The sequence below is a fragment of the Promicromonospora sp. NPDC052451 genome, assembly GCF_044547525.1.
In the GTDB taxonomy this organism is placed as follows: Bacteria; Actinomycetota; Actinomycetes; order Actinomycetales; family Cellulomonadaceae; genus Promicromonospora.
The window spans coordinates 61,906-79,609 of record NZ_JBIUAP010000013.1 but is presented as its reverse complement, the minus strand read 5'-3'; the positions used below and the strand labels follow the sequence as shown (position 1 = coordinate 79,609).

Genomic DNA, 17,704 nt, shown 5'->3' with positions numbered 1-17,704 from the left:
CAACTCGTTCTGAGGGGGGTGGGCCCCGACCCGCGGCGGGCGCAAGTTCCGTTCGAGGTCGGTCCAGGCCTGGACCGACCTCGAGGCAAAGTGCCGACCTCCCTCAGGAAGGTGCCGACCTGGGCGCGAGGCCTCGCTCGGTCAGGGGTTGACGTTCGCCCTGTTCCACAGGATGCGGTTGGAGTCGGCCAGGTTGCCCTCCTGCGTCTCCAGCCAGGTGTACTCGCCCTGGTACTGGTGCATGCAGTCCGTCCGCCCGGACCAGTTGCCGTTGGCGTCCGTCCGCGTGGGCACGCCGGCGACCTCGCCCCACCACGGGCCCATCTCCCACCGTGGGAAGTAGACCTGACCTGCGGAGTCGTGCTCGGTGGACAGGCACCGGTAGTGGAAGACCGTGTTGGGCTCCCAGCCGCTGACCGTCAGGTTGAGCCACTTGCACCACGTGTTGGGGCTCTGGTGACACCCCTCGGCAGATCCTCCGCCGAACACCCCGCCCACGCTGATCGACACCGACGCGTTCGCCGGGTTGGGCAGCGTGCGCCCGCTCCCGGCGGCGTTCGCGCCCCAGCCCGCGGCGTTGTGCGCCTGGACGTCGATCGTGTAGGTCGTGCTGTACGCGCCGCCGGCGTCCGCCGTGCCGCCCGAGGCCGGCAGCGACTGCCAGCCGCCGCCGTTGATGCGGTACCGCATGGCGTCGATGGCGCGGCCGCCGTTGCTGCCCGGGGTCATCGTGAAGCGCACCGTCTGGGAGTTGACCGTCGACGCGGTGACGTTCGGTGCCCCCGGCGTCGTGTAGGGCGTGACGCCGTTCGAGCTCGTGGTCCACGCCGAGCAGGTGTACTGGTTGCAGGCCCGCACCTGGAACCGGTACTCCGTGCCGTTGCTCAGGCCCGTGACGGTGTACGGCGACGTCGCGGCCCGCGCCGCCACGCCGTTGCCCTGCACCTCGTACCGGTGCGCCGGCCCGCGGAACGCGTCGGACGAGATGCCGCCCCACCGCACGATCGCCTGCCCGCTGGTGGTGCTGCCGAGCTCGGCCGTCGGCGTGCCCGGCACCTGCGGCTGGCCGTACGGCACCTGCTCGGGCGACCGGTCGCTGGCGGGCGACTTCCCGGCCTTGTTCTCCGCGGTGACGGCGAACGTGTAGGACGCCTCGGGGGACAGCCCCGAGACCACCCGGGACGTACCGGTGACGGTCTGGGTCTCCTTCATGGCGCCGTTCTCGTACACGTCGAGGTGATAGCGCGCCACCGGGTCGCCGTTGTTCGCCGGCTCCGTCCACGAGACCGTGATCTGGCCGCCGAGGGCGTTGTCCACCCGCTGCGCGGTGGGCGCCGCGGGCTGGGCGGGTGGCGCCGCCGGCACCTCCGGCGCGGACGCGTCGCTCCAGTCCGAGGGGTCGGGGGCGTCGTTCACGGCCTGCACCATGACGGTGTACGCCGTGCCGTTGGCCAGCCCGTCCCAGACGATCGAGGTGCCGGTGACGCACGTCTTCTGGATCACGCCGTCGGCCGGGGCCGGGCTGATCTCCAGGTTGACGCACTCGATGGGCGACCGGTCCGTGTAGACGCGGTTGGTCCAGGCCACGGTGAGCTTCGAGTCGCCGAACGTCAGCGTGGGCGGCTCGGGCTTGTCGGGCTTCTCGTCGGGCCGCGCGTCCTCCGAGGGGGCCGACGGGTCCGACTCGCCCACCGCGTTGGTGGCCGTGACGGTGAAGTTGTAGACCACGTCGTTCTTCAGCCCCTTGACCGTGCACGTGGTCGACGGGCACGACGTGGTGTCGCCCTTGCCCGAGCGCGCGGTATACCCGGTGATCTCCGCGCCGTTGTCGGACGGCGCGTCCCACGACAGCACGACGGTGCCCGACCGCACCTCCTCGACCCGCGGCGCCCGGGGCGCCTCCGGCCGGCCCAGCACGGTCAGCCGGACCGTGCCCTCGACCTCGCGGTCGGGGTCGCCGGTCGCGTCCGCCACGCGGTACCGCACCACCATGGTGCCCACGAAGCTGTCCGACGGCGTCACAACCACCCCGGAGCCCGACGGCTCCGCGAAGCCCCGGCCGGTCTCGACCACCGCGCTGACCACGGTGAGCGGCTCCTCGGGGAACGGGTTGGCGTCGTTGGCGAGCACGTCCACCGAGGTCTCCTCACCCTGGTGGGCGTCGGTCACCTCGTCGGGGTTGGCCCGCGCCAGCGGGCGCGTGGACGCCACCACGGTGACCGCGAGCTCACCGGCGACGGGCGGGTGGCCGCCGTCCGAGACGGTGTACGGGACCGTGAACCGGGTGCCCTTGGGCACCGCGGCCTGCGCCTGGGCCAGGACGGTGGCACCCTCGGTGCCGAACGTGACGCCCTCGGCCCCGCCGGTGACCTCGACGGTCAGCGGGTCACCCTCGGGGTCCGTCACGATGCGCGACAGGTCGAGCGCCGCCTCCTCGCCCGCCGCGACCTCCAGCAGCGCGGTGCCCCGGATCTCCGGAGGCTGGTTGCGGCTCGCCCGGACGTCGATCGGCAGGGTGAGCACGGCGGTGCGGCCCTCCGGGTCGTCGGGGCCGTCGCCGTCCGTCACCTCGAAGGTGACCGCCGCCCGGCCCACGTAGTCCTCGTCAGAGGTGTAGGTCAGCGTCGTGGGGCCCGTGACCTCACGGGTGCCCTCCACCGCCGCGACCTTCTCCTCGACCGTGAACCGCGGCTCGTGGCCGTCGGCCACCACCACGTGGTCCGCGATGTCGATCTCCAGGGTCTCGCCCGCGAACGTCCGGAGCGCCTCGACGGGCTGGCGCAGGTGGGGCAGCGAGCCGTCACGCGGCACGCGCAGGAACGCCTTGGCCTCCAGGCCGTCCAGGTCCGTGACCGTGTAGGTGAGCACCTGCGGGTCCTCCGTGAGCGCCACCGTGACCTCGCCGCCCTCGCCGAGCGTGACGCCCTCGGGGGTCTCGCCGCGCGCGTCGAGCACGGCGACCTCCAGGTCTGCGGCCACGCCGTCGGGGTCGGTGTCGTTGCGCAGCACGTCGACGGTCACCGTGTCGGACGTGACGTCGGCGGGCAGCACCACGTCGTCGCGGGCCACCGGGCGCAGCAGGGGCGCGTCGTCGGCCACCTCGACGGTGACCGAGCCCGTGGCGCGGGCCGCGTACGTGTCCTCGATGCCGTAGTAGAAGGTGTGCGTGCCCTCGTCGTCCGGCGTGGTGACCACGATCATGTCGTCGGCCACCCGCGGGTCCAGGGCGTCCGCCCCCTCGAACGACCGGGGCACCAGGCCCACCTGGTCGCCGTCCGGGTCGGAGTCGTTCGCCAGCGCGTCCACCGCGACCTCGCGGCCCGGGCGCACGAGCGTCTCGTCGTCACCGGCCGTGGGCGGCTGGTTGGTGCCCGGCGGCCGCGCCACGCCCACGGCGACCGTGCCCTCCGCGGTGGCGCCGCGCGTGTCGGTCACGGAGTACCGGAACTCGTCGGCTCCGGCGGCGTCCCGCGACGCCTCGTACTCCAGGAAACCGTCGACGAGCCGGACCGTGCCCTTCGCGGGCGGCGAGGACAGGCCGTCGAGCGTGACGTGGTCGCCGTCCGGGTCGCTGCCGTCCAGGGGCAGCGTGATGCGGGTGACCGCGCCCGCGAGCACGCGCGCCGTCGTGTCCGGCGGCTGCGGCGCCGCGTTCTCCAGCGTGTCGGTCACGTTGATCGTGACCTGCGCCGAGTCCTTCTGGCCGTTGCTGTCCCGCACCTCGTAGACCAGGTGCTCGGTACCGGCCTCGGAACCCGCCCGGAAGCGCACCGTGTCCTCGGAGACGAACGCCTCGCCCGACTCCGGCTCCTCGACGAGGTCGGCCGCGAGCGTCAGCTCCAGCCCGTCCGGGTGGGCGTCGTTGCGCAGCACCGGAACCGTCACGATGTCCCCGGTGTGCACCGTCACCTCGTCGGCCGCCGCCTCCGGCGGGCGGAGCTCGGTGGGCGCGGCGATCGGCACCACCCGCACCTGGCCGACGGCGGACTGCGTGCCGTTCGACGCGGTGTACCGCACCGTGACCGGCCGGTCGAGGCGCTCGGTCTCGGCGACGCGCAGCACGTGGTGGTCCAGCACCACGGCGGTCACGCCCGGGTCGGCCTCGACCGAGGACGCCACGAGCACGCCACCGGCCGGGTCCGTGTCGTTCGCGAGCACGTCCACGAGCGCGGAGCCGCCCGCCGGGAGCAGCACGGTGTCGGCCACGACGACGGGCGGGCCGGCGGCGTCGGGCGGGGGCAGCACGTCGATGCGCACCAGCCCCATGGTGGAGTCCGGACCGTCGCTGACCTGGTAGGTGATGTCGTAGCTGCCCGGCTCCTGGCTCACGAACCGGAACGTGCCCGCCGCGTAGTTCTCGGTGATGATCGCGGGCGCCTGCTCCGAGACGCTGACCAGCCGCAGGCGGTCGCCGTTCGGGTCGGTGTCGTTGCGCAGCGGCTCGACCGTGACCGGGTTGCCCGCCAGCACCGACACGTGGTCCGCCACGGCGACGGGCGGCTCCTGCGTGGCCACGACGTCGACCAGCAGGCGTCCCTCCCCCACCTGGTCCAGGCCGTCCGACACGGTGACGTCCACGATCTTGCGGCCCGTGGCGGTGCCGCCGTCCCGGAACTCGACGGTGCCGTCCGGGCGGAACCGCACCTCGTCCGCCGGGTCGGCGGTCGTGGCGCTCGACAGGACGAGGTCGTCGCCGTCCGGGTCGCGCCAGAACGGCAGCACCTTGATGGACGCGTCGCCGCCCTGCGCGACCCGCAGCACCGGCTCGCCCTTCGCCACGGGCGCCGCGTTCTCGCCGAGCGGCACCACGCGGACGCGCACCTTCGCGTCGGCGCTGCCGCCACGCCCGTCGTCGACCGTGTAGGTGAACGTGGCGCTGCCCGTCGCCGTGGCGGGCACGTCCGCCTGCAGCGCCGCACCGTCGAGCACGCGGTCCACCGAGATGCCCGACGCCGGCGCACCGCCCGCGCCGGCCTTCACCGACGCCGTCATGACGTCGCCGTCCGGGTCCATGTCGTTGCCCAGCACGTCGAGCACGGTCGTGCGCCCGGGCCGGACGCCCAGGGAGTCGTCCTCGGGTCGCGGCGCGCGGTTCGGCTTGTCACGCTCCGCGATGAACTGGTCCACCATCTCGGGCGTCGTCGTCTCCGACTCGGTCTTCTCGCCCTCGGCGTCCTCCGGCATCCTGAGATCCCAGTCGTCGACCTTCTCGAAGTCGTCCGCGGCCATCCACAGCGTGCCGTCGGCCACGTCGTTCAGGACGATCACGTCGCGGTTCACGCGGTACGCGAGCTCACCGTCGGCACCCTCCAGCCGCTGGTCCACGTCCTGGTCGGTGCCCGGGCAGTCGCGGACCACCTGACCGGTGCCCGACCAGGCCCCGTACGTGCAGCCGCGGAGCTGCACGGGGGCCGCCGGGGTGCCCTCGGCCCGGCGGGTCGTCGCGTCCCCGCCGCGCAGCGGCTGCGTCACGAGCCCCTTCGGCGTCCCGACGACGACGGCGTCCGCCGCGTCCGACGGCTGCTGGAGCCGTGCCTCGGCGCCGTCGGCCAGGTCGACCACGTCGTCGCCGGGCAGCACCAGCGCGGAGGCCGTCCGGTCCAGCACCACCGGCTGGTCCCCGACCGCGGTGACCTCGATCTCGGCACCCTTACCCACGCTCAGGTCCGACTCGGACACCTCGCCGGCGGCACCGGTCGCACCGGTCTCCACGGTGACGAGCCGGCCCTGCCCGGGCACCGCGACGAACACCGTGCCGTCCGTCGCCACCGCGAGCCGGGCGCCGGGGGCGAGCTCCGCCGTCGGCTCCAGGTCCGCCTCGCTGAACTGGGTGGCGCCGTCGAACGGGAGCACCCACAGGCGGCCGTCGTCCGGGTCCAGGACGGCGGCCGTGGAACCGCCCGAGGCCACGACCGCACCCGCCGGGACCGTCATCGTGCCCTCCAGCGCCAGGTGCGCCGGGTCGACGGGGTTCGCGGTGGCGGCGCCCTCGTCGGTCATCAGCACACGGTACTCCGCCTGCTGCACGTCGAACGTCGAGGAACCGGACAGCAGCGTGCCGTCGAGCGCCTGGGCCTCGGAGTTGAACCGGCCGAGCAGGCCGGCGGACGTCTTGGTCACCCACACGCCGGAGTCGTCGAGGTCCACCTCGGCCGTGGCCTCGCCCTCCTGCAGCAGCATCAGGAGCACCAGGGCCCCCGTGAAGAGACCGACGACACTGCCCGAGACGACGGAACGTGTCGACAGCTTCAGTGCGGGCACAGGTCTTCCCCAACTCTTGGTCAGCAGCGGTGGCCGCAGCCTAGCCGTTGCCCGGGACAACCCGGACGTGCAAACCGGCCGTCGAGCGGGTGAAACGGGGACACCGCCCGTTTCACCACGTCACGGACGTCGCCCTGCCCCAGTTGTACGAGTAGACGTAGACCTCGGCGCCAGGGGTGCCCCACGCGCACGGCAGCTCGCCGGTGAAGTTCCCGTCCGCGTCGGTCCGGAACCTCCGGCCGTCGCGGGTGGTCTCGAAGGCGAGGTTCCCGCCCGGAGCCGGGGCGAACCTCTCGCCCTCCGCGGAGCACGCGGCGCCGAAGTCGAAGTTCGGCTCGGCGTTGCGCAGGCGCAGGCCGAGGTAGGCGCACGTGGACCGGGTGCAGGTGGTGCCGTCGTCGTTGGTGAAGCCCACGGCGCTCGCGCCCTTGTAGGTCGTCAGCTGCCGGTCGCTCTCCGAACCGCCCGTGCTGCCCGTCTTGCGGGCCCACGCACCGCACCCGGCCTCGTTGCACAGCCGCGCGCGCATCGTGTACGTCTTGTCCGGTCCCGTGGGCACGTTCACCTGGTAGAAGTGGTCACCGTTCTGCCAGGCGTCGGAGAGGTTCTCCCGCACGCCCTCGCGCGTCGTGTCGCCGCCGAGCTGGAACTCGATGCGGTCGATCCGGCGGCCGCCGTTGCTCTCCGCCGCCCAGATCCGGAAGTTGCCGTCGTCCCCCAGGTCCTCGAACCAGTCGATCGGCGGCGCGCCGGGCACCGTGTAGGGGTTGACGGAGTTCGAGCGCGCCGTCCAGGCCGAGCACGTGTAGGCGTTGCACGCGCGGACCTCGAACGTGTGGTCCTGCCCGTTCGCCAGGTGCGTGAAGTCGGTCGGGGAGCCCGCCACATCCTTCACCGCGGAGCCGTTCGCCCGGACCCGGTAGTACGGCTCCTTGCCCCGGAACTCACTGATCTCGCCCCAGGTGATCCTGGCCTTGCCGTTGGTGTCCCCGCTGATCAGCGCGGCCCTCGGGGTGCCGGGCACCGCCGGGACGCCGTACGGCTCCAGCGCGGCGGACCGCGCGCTCGTGGGCGACGTCCCCGCCTTGTTCTCCGCGGCCACCGTGAACTCGTAGGCCGACTCCTGGTCGAGGCCCTGGAGCTTCTGCGACGTGCCCGCCACGGGCACGGTGCGCTTCAACGACCCGTCCTGGTAGACGCCCAGGTGATAGGTCTCGACGGGGGCACCGTTGGTGGCCGGCGCCGTCCAGCGCACCGTGACCTGTCCGCCCACGGCGGTGTCCACCCGTGTCGCGCGCGGCGCCGCGGGGCGGTCGGGCGGCGCCGCGGGGGTCACCGGCGCCGACGGGTCCGACCACTCCGACGGGTCGGGCGCGGCGTTCCGGGCCTGGACCCGCACGGTGTAGGCGGTGCCGTTCGCCAAGCCCTCCCACACCGTGCTCGTGCCGTCCAGGCACGTCTTCTGGATCCGGCCCGACGGCGGCGCCGGGCTGATCTCCAGGTTCACGCACTCGATGGGTGACCGGTCGGTGTACGACCGGTTCGTCCAGGTCACCGTGAGCTGCCGGTCGCCGAACCGCAGCGCCGGCGGAGCGGGCGGGTCGGGCTTCTCGTCGGGCCGCGCCTCCTCGGACGGGCCCGAGGTCCCGGAGGTACCCACCTCGTTCCGCGCCGTCACGGTGAACGTGTAGAGCTGGTCGTTGGTCAGCCCGGTGACCGTGCAGGTCGTCGTGGGGCACGTGGTCACCCGGCCCGTGCTCGACCGCACGCGGTACTCGGTGATCCGCGCGCCGTTGTCCGGCGGCGGGTCCCAGCTCAGCACCACCGTCTCGGAGCGCACCTCCGCCACCTTCGGCGGACGCGGTGTCTCCGGCACACCGAGCACGGTCACCCGGGCGACGCCCTCGACCTCGCGGGTCGGGTCACCCGTCGCGTCCGCGATCCGGTACCGCACGACCGTGACGCCGTGGAAGTCGGCGGGCGGCGTGACGCGCACACGGTCGCCGGCCGTCTCGACCGTGCCCCGGCCGGACTCCAGCCGCGCCGAGACGAGCCGGAGCGGCTCCTCGGGGAACGGGTTGACGTCGTTGGTGAGCACGTCCACCGTCACCGGCTCGCCCTGGTGCGCGTCCGGCACCTCGTCGGTGGTGGCGCGGGCGAGGGGGCGGGTCGAGGCCACCACGGTGATGCCGAGCTGTCCCGCCACGGGCGGGTGGTTGCCGTCCGACACCGTCAGGCCGACGGACGCGCTCGTCCCCTTCGGGAGATCCGGAGCAGCGGTGACCAGCACGGTCGTTCCCTGGGTGGCGACGCTGAGCCCTTCCGCGCGCCCCGTCACCGTCACGGTGAACGGGTCGCCGTCGGGATCCGTGACGAACCGCGACAGGTCGAGCCCCGTCTCCTCGCCCGCGGCCGCCTCCACCCGGGGCGTGCCCCTGATCTCGGGCGGCTCGTTCGCACCCGGCAGCACGAGGAGCGGCAGGGCGAGCACGGCACGGCGGCCGTCCGGGTCGTCCACGCCGTCGCCGTCGGTCACCTCGAAGGTGACGGCCGCCCGCCCGGAGTAGTCCCGGTGCGCCGTGTAGGTGATCTGAGCGGGCCCCGTGACCTCGTGGACGCCCTCGGTCGCCGCCACCCCGGACTCGTCGGCGAGCCGCGGCGTGCGGCCCTCGGCCACCACCACGTGGTCGGCGAGGTCCAGCTCGGCGGGCTCGCCCGCCGTCACCTCGATCGGCTCCAGACCGTCGCGCAGGCGCGGGAGCGTGCCGTCGCGCGGCACGCGCAGGAACGCCCTGGCGGCCAGGCCGTCGAGATCGGTGACCTCGTAGGTGATCACCTGGGGCTCGGCGGTGAGCGGCACCACGACCTCGCCGTCGGCGGACACCGTGGGCCCGCCCGGCTCCTGCCCGCCCGGCGCGGGCAGCGACACCTCCAGGTCCGCCGCGAGCCCGTCGGGGTCCAGGTCGTTGCCCGTGACGTCCACGGTCACCGTGTCGGACGTGACGTCCTCCGGCGCGACGACGTCGTCCCGCGCGACCGGGCGGAGCAGCGGTGCGTCCCGGGACACGTCCACGGTGATCGCGCCCGTGGCCCGCGCCGCGAACGAGTCCTCGATGCCGTAGTAGAAGGTGTGCGTGCCCTCGTCGTCGGGCGCAGTGACCACGACGAGGTCGTCCGCGACCTCCGGGTCCAGGTCGGGCGCGCCCTCGAACGACCGCGGCACCAGGCCCACCTGGTCGCCGTTCGGGTCGGAGTCGTTGGCCAGCGCGTCGATGCCGACGGTGCGGCCCGGCCGTACCGACACCTCGTCGTCCACGGCCAGCGGAGCCTGGTTGACCTGCGGCGGAGCCGCCACGCCGACGCGCACGGTGCCGATCGCCGTCTCACCACGCGTGTCCGAGACCGAGTAGGTGAACTCGTCCGCGCCCGTCGCGGACCTCGCCGCCTCGTACTCCAGGTGGCCGTCCACGATGTCGGCCGTGCCCCGGGCGGGCGCCGACGCGACGGCGTCCAGCCGCACGTGGTCGCCGTCGGGGTCGCTGCCGTCCAGCGGCAGGGCGATGCGCGTGGTCGCCCCGGACAGCACGCGTGCCGTGACCTCGGGCGGCTGCGGCGGGGCGTTCTCGTCGTCGTCCACCACCGTCACCGTGACCTGGGCGGAGTCCTGCTGCCCGGAGGGGTCGGCGACCTCGTAGACGAGGTGCACCGTGCCGCTCTGCCCCGGGTCCGCCTTGAACCGCACGGTGTCCTCGGAGACGAACGCCTCCCCTGCCTCCGGGTGCTCCACCAGCTCCTCGGCGAGCGTGAGCTCCAGCCCGTCCGGGTGGGAGTCGTTCCGCAGCACCGGGACGGTGACCACGTCGCCCGCGTGCACCGTCGCCTCGTCCGGCTCCGCCTTCGGCGGCCGCTGGGTCGTCGCCGCCGGCACCGGGACCACCCGTACCTGCCCGACGGCGGACCCGGAGCCGTTCGCCACCGTGTACTCCAGGGTGACGGGCCCCTCGGGGCGCGTGGCCTCGGTGACGCGGAGCACGTGGTGGTCGAGCACCGCGGCGGTGACCGGGGCGCCGTCGGGCACCGTCACGGACTGCACCACGAGCACCCCGCCGGCCGGGTCCGTGTCGTTCGCCAGCACGTCCACGAGAGCGGACCCGCCTGCCGGCAGCAGCACCGTGTCGGTCACCGTGACGGGCGCACCGTCGTCGTCCGGCGGCGGCAGCACGTCCACGCGGACCAGCCCGAGGGCCGCGGCCGGACCGTCGCTGACTTGGTAGGTCAGGTCGTAGCTCCCGGGCTCGTCGGAGACGAACCGGAACGACCCGGCCGCGAAGTTCGGCGTGATCGTGGCCGGGGCCTGCTCGCCGACGTCGACCAGCCGGAGCCGGTCACCGTTCGGGTCGGTGTCGTTGGCCAGCGGGTACACCGTCACGGGCTGCCCCGCCGGGACGGCCACGTGGTCCCCTACCGCGACCGGCGGCTCCTGGGACGCGACGACGTCGACCAGCAGCCGCCCCTGCCCCACCTCGCCGGTGCTGTCGCTCACCGTGAGGTCCACGACCTTGCGGCCCACCGTGCCGCCGCCGTCGTGGAACTCCACGGTGCCGTCGGGGCGGAACCGGGTCTCGTCGGCGGGGTCACCGGTGGCGGCGCTGGACAGCACCAGGTCGTCACCGTCGGGGTCGCGCCAGAAGGGCAGCACCTTGATGTCCGCCGACCCGCCCTGCGCCACGCGGAGCACCGGCTCCCCGTCGGGCTCCGGGGCCGCGTTCTCGTCGGGCGCGACGACGCGCAGGCGCACGTCGGCGTCCGCGGTGCCGCCCCGCCCGTCGTCGACCGTGTACGTGAAGGTCACCGAGCCGGACGCCTCCGGCGGCACGTCCGCCTGGAGCGCCAGGCCGTCCAGCACCCGGTGCACCGTGACGCCGCTCGCCTCCGCGGGCTGCCGGTCCACGGACACGGTCATCACGTCGCCGTCGGGGTCGGTGTCGTTGCCCAGCACGTTCAGCACCGTGGTGCGCCCGGCGCGCACGCCCAGGTCGTCGTCCTGCGGGGTCGGTGCGCGGTTGGGGCGGTCCCGCTCGGCCACCACCTGGTCCACCAGCTCGGGCGTGCTCGACTCGGTCTCCGTCTGCTCGCCCACGGCGTCCTCGGGCATCGTCAGGTCCCAGTCGTCGACCTTCTCGAAGTCCTCCGCGGCCATCCACAGGGTGCCGTCGGCGACGTCGTTCAGGACCACGACCTCGCGGTTGACCCGGTAGGCGAGCTCGCCGTCGGCGCCCTCGAGGTACTCGTCCACGTCCCGGTCGGTCCCCGGGCAGTCCCGCACCACCTGCCCGCTGCCCGACCACGCCCCGAACGTGCACGCCCCCACCTGGACGGGAGCCGCCGGGACGCCCTCGGCCACCCGGGTCGTCGACTCCCCGCCGCCGAGCGGCTGCGCGACCAGCCCGGTCGTCGTACCGACCACGACGGACCGGGCCTCCTCGGACGGCTGTTGCAGCCGCGCCTCGGATCCTCCGGTCAGGTCCACGACGTCGCCGTCGGGCAGCAACAGCGTCGAGGCGGTCCGGTCCAGCACCACGGGGTCGGCCCCGACCGCCGTGACCTCCAGCTCGGCGTCCTCCTGGACGGGCAGGTCGCTCTCGCTCACCTCGTCGGGCCCGCCTTGCGTGCCCGTCGTGACGCGGTACAGGGTCCCCGCCCGCGCGACGGCGACGAAGACCGTCCCGTCGGCTGCCACGACGAGCCGCCCGCCCGGGCCCACCTCCGCCACCTGTTCCAGGGCCTCCTCGTCGAAGGCGGTGACCCCGTCGAACGGCAGCACCCACAGGCGTCCGTCCTCGGGGTCGAGGATCGCGGTGGTGCGCCCGCCGGACGCGAACAGCGCGCCACGCGGGGCCCGGACGGGGCCGGCGAGGACGAGCTGGGCGGGGTCGACGGGGCTGGCGGTCGACTCGCCGTCGTCGGTCATCAGCACCCGGTACTCGTCCTGCTGGACGTCGAACGTGGAGGAGCCGGCGAGCAGCGTGCTGTCCAGGGCGTGCGCCTCGTCGTTGAACCGGCCCAGCCGGCCCGACTCGGTCTGCGTGACCCAGACGCCGGAGTCGTCGAGCTCGAGCTCGGCGGTGGCCTCGCCGTCCTGCGCGAACGCCAGGGCGACCAGCGTGCCGACGAACAGGGCGACCAGGAGCCAGGACACCACGAAGCCGGGTGTGACCCGGAACCGCTCCTCGACCTCGGCCTCCACCAACCGCCCTCTCGCCAGGTCGGATCTTAGTCAGCGCCCCGGGCTCTCGCGGTGCGGGAGGCCCCCGTTTCAAGACCTCCGAACAAGACTGGTCGCGAGGTCAGCCATCTGATAGCGGGCCAGCAGGTCGGCGACCCTGGCCAGGAGGTGGTATGACTGGTTATACTCGACACCATGAAGACAGCCATCTCCGTCCCGGACAGGGACTTCCATCGGTTCGAACGAGTCGCGTCCCGGCACGGGATGAACCGTTCAGAGTTCTATCGCCGTGCTGCGGAACACCTGGCCGACCAGCTCGAGGGCACCAGCGAGCTGACCCGGCTGGCGAACGCCGCGCTCGCTGCGGCCGGCCAGCCCGCGGAGGACGGCCTCTTCCTCGCGGAGTCCGAGCGCCGGATGACACCGGACGAGGAATGGTGACCGCTCGGGGTGACGTCGTCTGGGTGGACTTCGGCCAACCGCGCGGGAGTGAGCCGGCCAAGGTCCGCCCCGCCCTGGTGCTCCAGGAGGACTGGCTGCTGGCAACCGACATCAACACCGTGATCGTCGTACCGCTCACGTCCAACCTGAGACTGGAGGCTTTCCCCGGCAACGCCCTCATCCCGGAGGCCGCCTCCGGGCTCGACAAGGACTCCGTGGCCGTCGTCTCGCAGATCGGGCCCGTCAGCCGAGAGTTTCTCGAGCCCTACCCGGTCGGCCGCGTCCCGGAGTACCTCCTCGCGAAGGTGGCCGACGGAGTCCGGCTGGTCACCGGCGTCTGAGCAGACGCCGGCGGACTCACACCGCCCGGTCCGCCAGCACCTGCGCGAACTGCTCCAGGGACTCCTTCACCGGCCCGTCCGGCAGCGGCGCCAGCTCGGCGGCCGCCGCGCGCGCCCAGTGCACCGCGAGCTCCCGCGTCTCGGCGAGCACCGCGTGCGCCCGGAGCCGCTCCACGACGGCGGACAGTGCCTCGTCGGAGGACAGGTCGCCGTCGAGCGCGGCGAGCAGGTCCCGGTCCTCGTCCGTGGCCTCGTCGGACTCGACGCGCTGGCGCAGCAGCAGCACCGGCATGGTCGGCACGTGCTCGCGCAGGTCCGTCCCGGGCGTCTTGCCCGAGGTCGCGCCCGACGACGCGACGTCGAGCACGTCGTCGGCGAGCTGGAAGGCGACGCCCACCTTCTCGCCGTAGGCGCCCACGGCCTCCACGTGCTCGGCCGGTGCCCCCGCCATCATCGCGCCCAGCCGGGCCGACGCCGACAGCAGCGACGCCGTCTTGTCCGACAGGACCTGGAGGTAGTGCTCCACCCGGTCCGTGCCGTCGTCCGGGCCCATGGTCTCGTGGAGCTGGCCCAGGCACATCCGCTCGAACGTCCGGGACTGCAGGATCACCGCCTCCGGGCCGAGCTCCGCCACCCGGGCCGACGCCCGGGCGAACAGCATGTCGCCCACGAGGATCGCCACCGAGTTGCCCCACACCATGTGCACCGCCGGGGCCCCGCGCCGCACGGGCGCGGAGTCCATGACGTCGTCGTGGTACAGCGAGGCCACCTGGGTCAGCTCCACGACCACCGCCGCGCCGACGACGCCGGGGGCGGCGCCGTCGCCGAGCTCCCCCGTCAGCAGGGTCAGCAGCGGCCGGAACCGCTTGCCGCCCGCGTCGATGAGGTGCCGGGAGGCGCCGTCGGCCAGCTTGTCCGCACTGGCGACGGCCTCCAGGAGCGCCTCGTCGACCACCGTCAGCCGGTCCGCGAGGCGCGACGCCAGCTCGGGGTCGGTGATCGGCAGGCCGAGCGCGGTCGGGTCGGGCGGGTTCGACGAGGCGGCCGGAGGAGGCGTCGCGGGGGTGCCCGACGTCGTCTGGGGCGGCAGCGGTGCGGAGGTCACGGCACGAACTTACTTGCCTGTTCCACCAGAGAGAGAACCGGGGACGGGAAGACGCCGAGAATCACCGTGGCGATCGCGCACACGGCGATGGCCACGGCGGCCGGTCCGCGGGACCGCACCACGGTCACCACGACGCGCTGCGCGGCTGTGACCTGCGGCGTGGCCAGTGTCGCGGTGGCGGCGCCGCCCTGGGCCGGAGCCGACGTCGCGACGTCCTCCGCGTCCGGCACCTGTTCGGGCACGGTTTCGTCGTCCGCCTTCTGGAACACCATGACCACGAGCAGCCGCAGGTAGAACGCGACCGCGACCACCGACGCGAGCACGCCGAGCACCGCGAGCCACCACAGGCCACCCGTCGTCGCCCCGGTGAACGCGCCGAACTTGGCGATGAACCCGGCGGTCAGCGGGATGCCGGCCATGGACAGCAGGAACAGCGCGAACGCGGCGGTCAGCCACGGGGCCTTGCGACCCAGCCCGGCCCACTGCGCGATCTCCGTGGCCTCGCCCAGCACCACGCCGTCGTCCCCCACCGGGCCGTTCGCCTCGCCCGCGCCGGACACGACCCGGCGCTCCCGCACCAGGGTGACCACGCCGAACGCGCCGATCGTGGCGATGCCGTAGGCCAGCAGGTAGAACAGCGTGGACGACTGCACCTGGGCGTTGAAGCCCGCGATGCCCACGAGCAGGAACCCGGCGTGCGCGATCGAGGAGTAGGCCAGCAGCCGCTTGACGTCGGACTGGACGGAACCGATCACGGTGCCGACCGCCATGGTCAGCACCGCGACCACGACGATGACCACCTGGAGCTGCCGCATGGTCTCCGGGTGCACCGCCTGCACCCCGATCGAGATGCGGTACAGCACCTCGACCAGCGCCGCGACCGCCGCCACCTTGGTGCAGGCAGCCATGAACCCGGTGATCGGCGTGGGCGCGCCCGTGTAGACGTCGGGCGTCCAGGCGTGGAACGGCACCGCACCCACCTTGAACAGCAGGCCCACGACGACGAGCAGCACGCCGGCCACCAGCAGCCCGGTCATGCCCTCCAGGGGCAGGCCGCCCTGCTGCACCTGCTGGGCGATCTCCAGCAGGCGCACCGTGCCGGCGAACCCGTAGATCAGGGCGACGCCGAAGATGAACAGCGCCGAGGCGAACGCGCCCAGCAGGAAGTACTTCGCGGCGGCCTCCTGCGACAGGAGCCGACGCCGGCGCGCCGTGGCGCACAGCACGTACAGCGGCAGCGACAGCACCTCCAGGGCGATGAACATGACGATCAGGTCGTCCGTCGAGGCGAAGAGCATCATGCCGCCGGCCGCGAACAGCAGCAGCGGGTAGATCTCGGTCTGCTCCAGGCCCGAGCGCCGGGCCAGGTCCTCGTAGGAGGTGCCGGGCACGGCGGAGGCCGCGGGGGCGAAGGCGTCCTGCCCGCTGCTGGTGCGGTCGGCCACGACGAGCACGCCCAGGAACGCGAGCAGCACGACGATGCCCTGCGCACCGAGCGCGAACGGCGTGAGCGTCACGCTGCCGCCCACGACCTGCACGGGCTGCGCCACGATCTGAGGCCACAGCACCGCGACGAACGCGAAGCCGCCGGCCAGCGCGGCGAGCGTCAGCACGATCTGGGTCGAGCGACGGGCCCGGGCGGGCACGAACGCCTCGACGAGCACGCCGACGATGCCCGCGCCGAGCACCACGATCAGCGGTGCGAGGGCGAGCCAGTCGATCTCGGGCGGCACGAAGGTGGTCACTTGTCGCTCCCCGTCTGCGCGGCGGCGTCCGCCGGTTCGTCGACCGCCGTGACGGCCACCGACTGCTCGGCGGGCGCGTCCACGTAGGTCAGGGCAAGGCTCGGCACCAGGCCGAGCACCAGGAGGCCGGCCACGAGCGGTGCCGCGACGACGCGCTCACGCACCCGCAGGTCGGGCAGGGTTTCCAGCCCTGCGGCCGGCTTTCCCGTGAAGATCTTCTGGTAGGTCAGCAGCACGTAGACCGCCGCGAGCACCACGCCGGGGATCGCCACGACGGCCCAGGCCGCCGAGCCGGCGGGCGTGCCGCCGAACGCGCCGATCAGCACCATGATCTCGCTGACGAAGGTGGCCAGGCCGGGCAGCGAGAGCGTCGCGAGACCCGCCACGAGGAACGTGCCGGCGAGCACCGGGGTGACCGACCGCAGCCCGCTGTAGGCCGAGATCTTCTGCGACTTCTCCGGGTGCCGGGACACGAGGAACCCGGCCACCAGGAACAGCGCGCCGGTGGCCAGGCCGTGGTTGAGCATCATGAAGCTCGACCCGGCGGTACCCAGCTCCGTGAACGTGAAGATGCCCAGGATGATGAAGCCGAAGTGGCTCACCGAGGTCCAGCCGACCAGCCGCAGCAGGTCGGTCTGCATGATGGCCATGATCGCCCCGTAGAGCACCGAGATCGCGGCCAGCGCGATCACGAACGGTGCCGCCCAGCGGGACGCCTCGGGGAACAGCGGCAGGCACAGGGTCAGCATGCCGAACGTGCCCACCTTGTCCAGCACGCAGATGAGCAGGGTCGACGTGCCCGGGGTGGCGTTCCCCGCGACGTCGGGCAGCCAGCTGTGCACCGGGACCATCGGGGCCTTGATCGCGAAGGCGATGAAGAAGCCCACGAACATCAGGCGCTCGGCCGTGGTGCCCAGGTCGACGGCGACGAGCTCGTCCACGAGGAACGCCCGGCTCGGGTCCACGCCGGCACCGACCGCGAGGAAGTACAGCGCGATCACCGCGGCCAGCATGATCAGGCCGCCGCCGAGGCTGAACATCAGGAACTTCACGGCCGCCCTGCGCCGGCCCGCACCCTGGCCGAACCCGCCGATCAGGAAGTACGCCGGGATCAGCATGGCCTCGAACAGCACGTAGAACAGGAACACGTCCCGGGCGGCGAACACCGCCACCATGAACGCCTGGAGCAGCAGCACGAGGCCGACGAAGCGACGCAGGCGCACCTCGTCGCGCCCCTGCTCCCGCCAGGCGGCCAGCAGCACCAGCGGCACCAGCACCACGGCCAGCGCCACGAGCAGCAGGCCGACGCCGTCGACGGCCACCGCGTAGGAGACGCCGATCTGCGGAATCCACGGGTGGGTCTCGGCGAGCTGGTGCTCGGCCGACGCGCCCGTGTCGAACGCGAGGAACGCGCCGACGAGCAGGACCACCTCGACCAGCGAGAACAGCAGCGCGAGCGGCCGGGCGAGGCCCACCCCGGAGCCCGCGGGCCCGGTGCGCCGTCGCACCAGGCCGCTCAGGCCCACGACGGCGGCGCCGACCAGCGGCCATGCGATGAGCACGGTCAGCCAGGGAAACATCTCTC

7 protein-coding genes are annotated in these 17,704 nt (G+C 73.4%); 2 read left to right on the top strand and 5 right to left on the bottom strand.

Going from position 1 to position 17,704, the window contains the following annotated elements:
* Window positions 1-141: 141 nt before the first annotated feature.
* Together ACIG47_RS20845 and ACIG47_RS20840 are read right to left on the bottom strand one after the other, a co-directional pair.
* Window positions 142-6,261, bottom strand: a complete 6,120-nt coding sequence (locus tag ACIG47_RS20845; RefSeq protein ID WP_397433006.1) for an Ig-like domain-containing protein — start codon at window positions 6,259-6,261, stop codon at window positions 142-144.
* Window positions 6,262-6,373: 112 nt separating this feature from the next.
* On the bottom strand, window positions 6,374-12,508 hold the full coding sequence (locus ACIG47_RS20840) for an Ig-like domain-containing protein (RefSeq protein ID WP_397433005.1): 6,135 nt from the start codon (window positions 12,506-12,508) through the stop codon (window positions 6,374-6,376).
* 174 nt (window positions 12,509-12,682) lie between these two features.
* Between ACIG47_RS20840 and ACIG47_RS20835 the strand changes: the two genes are divergently transcribed.
* Window positions 12,683-12,928, top strand: a complete 246-nt coding sequence (locus tag ACIG47_RS20835) for a CopG family transcriptional regulator (protein ID WP_397433003.1) — start codon at window positions 12,683-12,685, stop codon at window positions 12,926-12,928.
* The gene (locus ACIG47_RS20830; protein ID WP_397433002.1) at window positions 12,922-13,269 is read left to right on the top strand and encodes a type II toxin-antitoxin system PemK/MazF family toxin; all 348 of its coding nucleotides are present in this window, start codon (window positions 12,922-12,924) and stop codon (window positions 13,267-13,269) included. The genes ACIG47_RS20835 and ACIG47_RS20830 overlap by 7 nt, the downstream gene beginning before the upstream one ends.
* Before the next feature lie 16 nt (window positions 13,270-13,285).
* Here ACIG47_RS20830 and ACIG47_RS20825 read toward each other — a convergent pair whose 3' ends face one another.
* From ACIG47_RS20825 to ACIG47_RS20815, 3 genes are read right to left on the bottom strand one after another with little or no spacing between them, the layout of a single operon-like run.
* Entirely contained in the window at window positions 13,286-14,374 is a 1,089-nt protein-coding gene (locus tag ACIG47_RS20825) for a polyprenyl synthetase family protein (RefSeq protein WP_397433001.1), read from the bottom strand.
* Complete coding sequence (nuoN, locus tag ACIG47_RS20820) at window positions 14,371-16,119, bottom strand: NADH-quinone oxidoreductase subunit NuoN (RefSeq protein ID WP_397433000.1); 1,749 nt, start codon at window positions 16,117-16,119, stop codon at window positions 14,371-14,373. The genes ACIG47_RS20825 and nuoN overlap by 4 nt, the downstream gene beginning before the upstream one ends.
* A complete protein-coding gene (locus ACIG47_RS20815) occupies window positions 16,116-17,699 on the bottom strand; it encodes an NADH-quinone oxidoreductase subunit M (protein ID WP_397432998.1) in 1,584 nt (527 codons plus the stop codon). The genes nuoN and ACIG47_RS20815 overlap by 4 nt, the downstream gene beginning before the upstream one ends.
* Between the last annotated feature and the right edge of the window lie 5 nt (window positions 17,700-17,704).

What these genes read in the sequence shown, in the direction of transcription:
- ACIG47_RS20835 (WP_397433003.1), top strand. Translation starts at nt 12,683, where the DNA reads ATGAAGACAGCCATCTCCGTCCCGGACAGGGACTTCCATCGGTTCGAA.
- ACIG47_RS20830 (WP_397433002.1), top strand. Translation starts at nt 12,922, where the DNA reads ATGGTGACCGCTCGGGGTGACGTCGTCTGGGTGGACTTCGGCCAACCG.
- ACIG47_RS20815 (WP_397432998.1), bottom strand. Translation starts at nt 17,699, where the DNA reads ATGTTTCCCTGGCTGACCGTGCTCATCGCATGGCCGCTGGTCGGCGCC.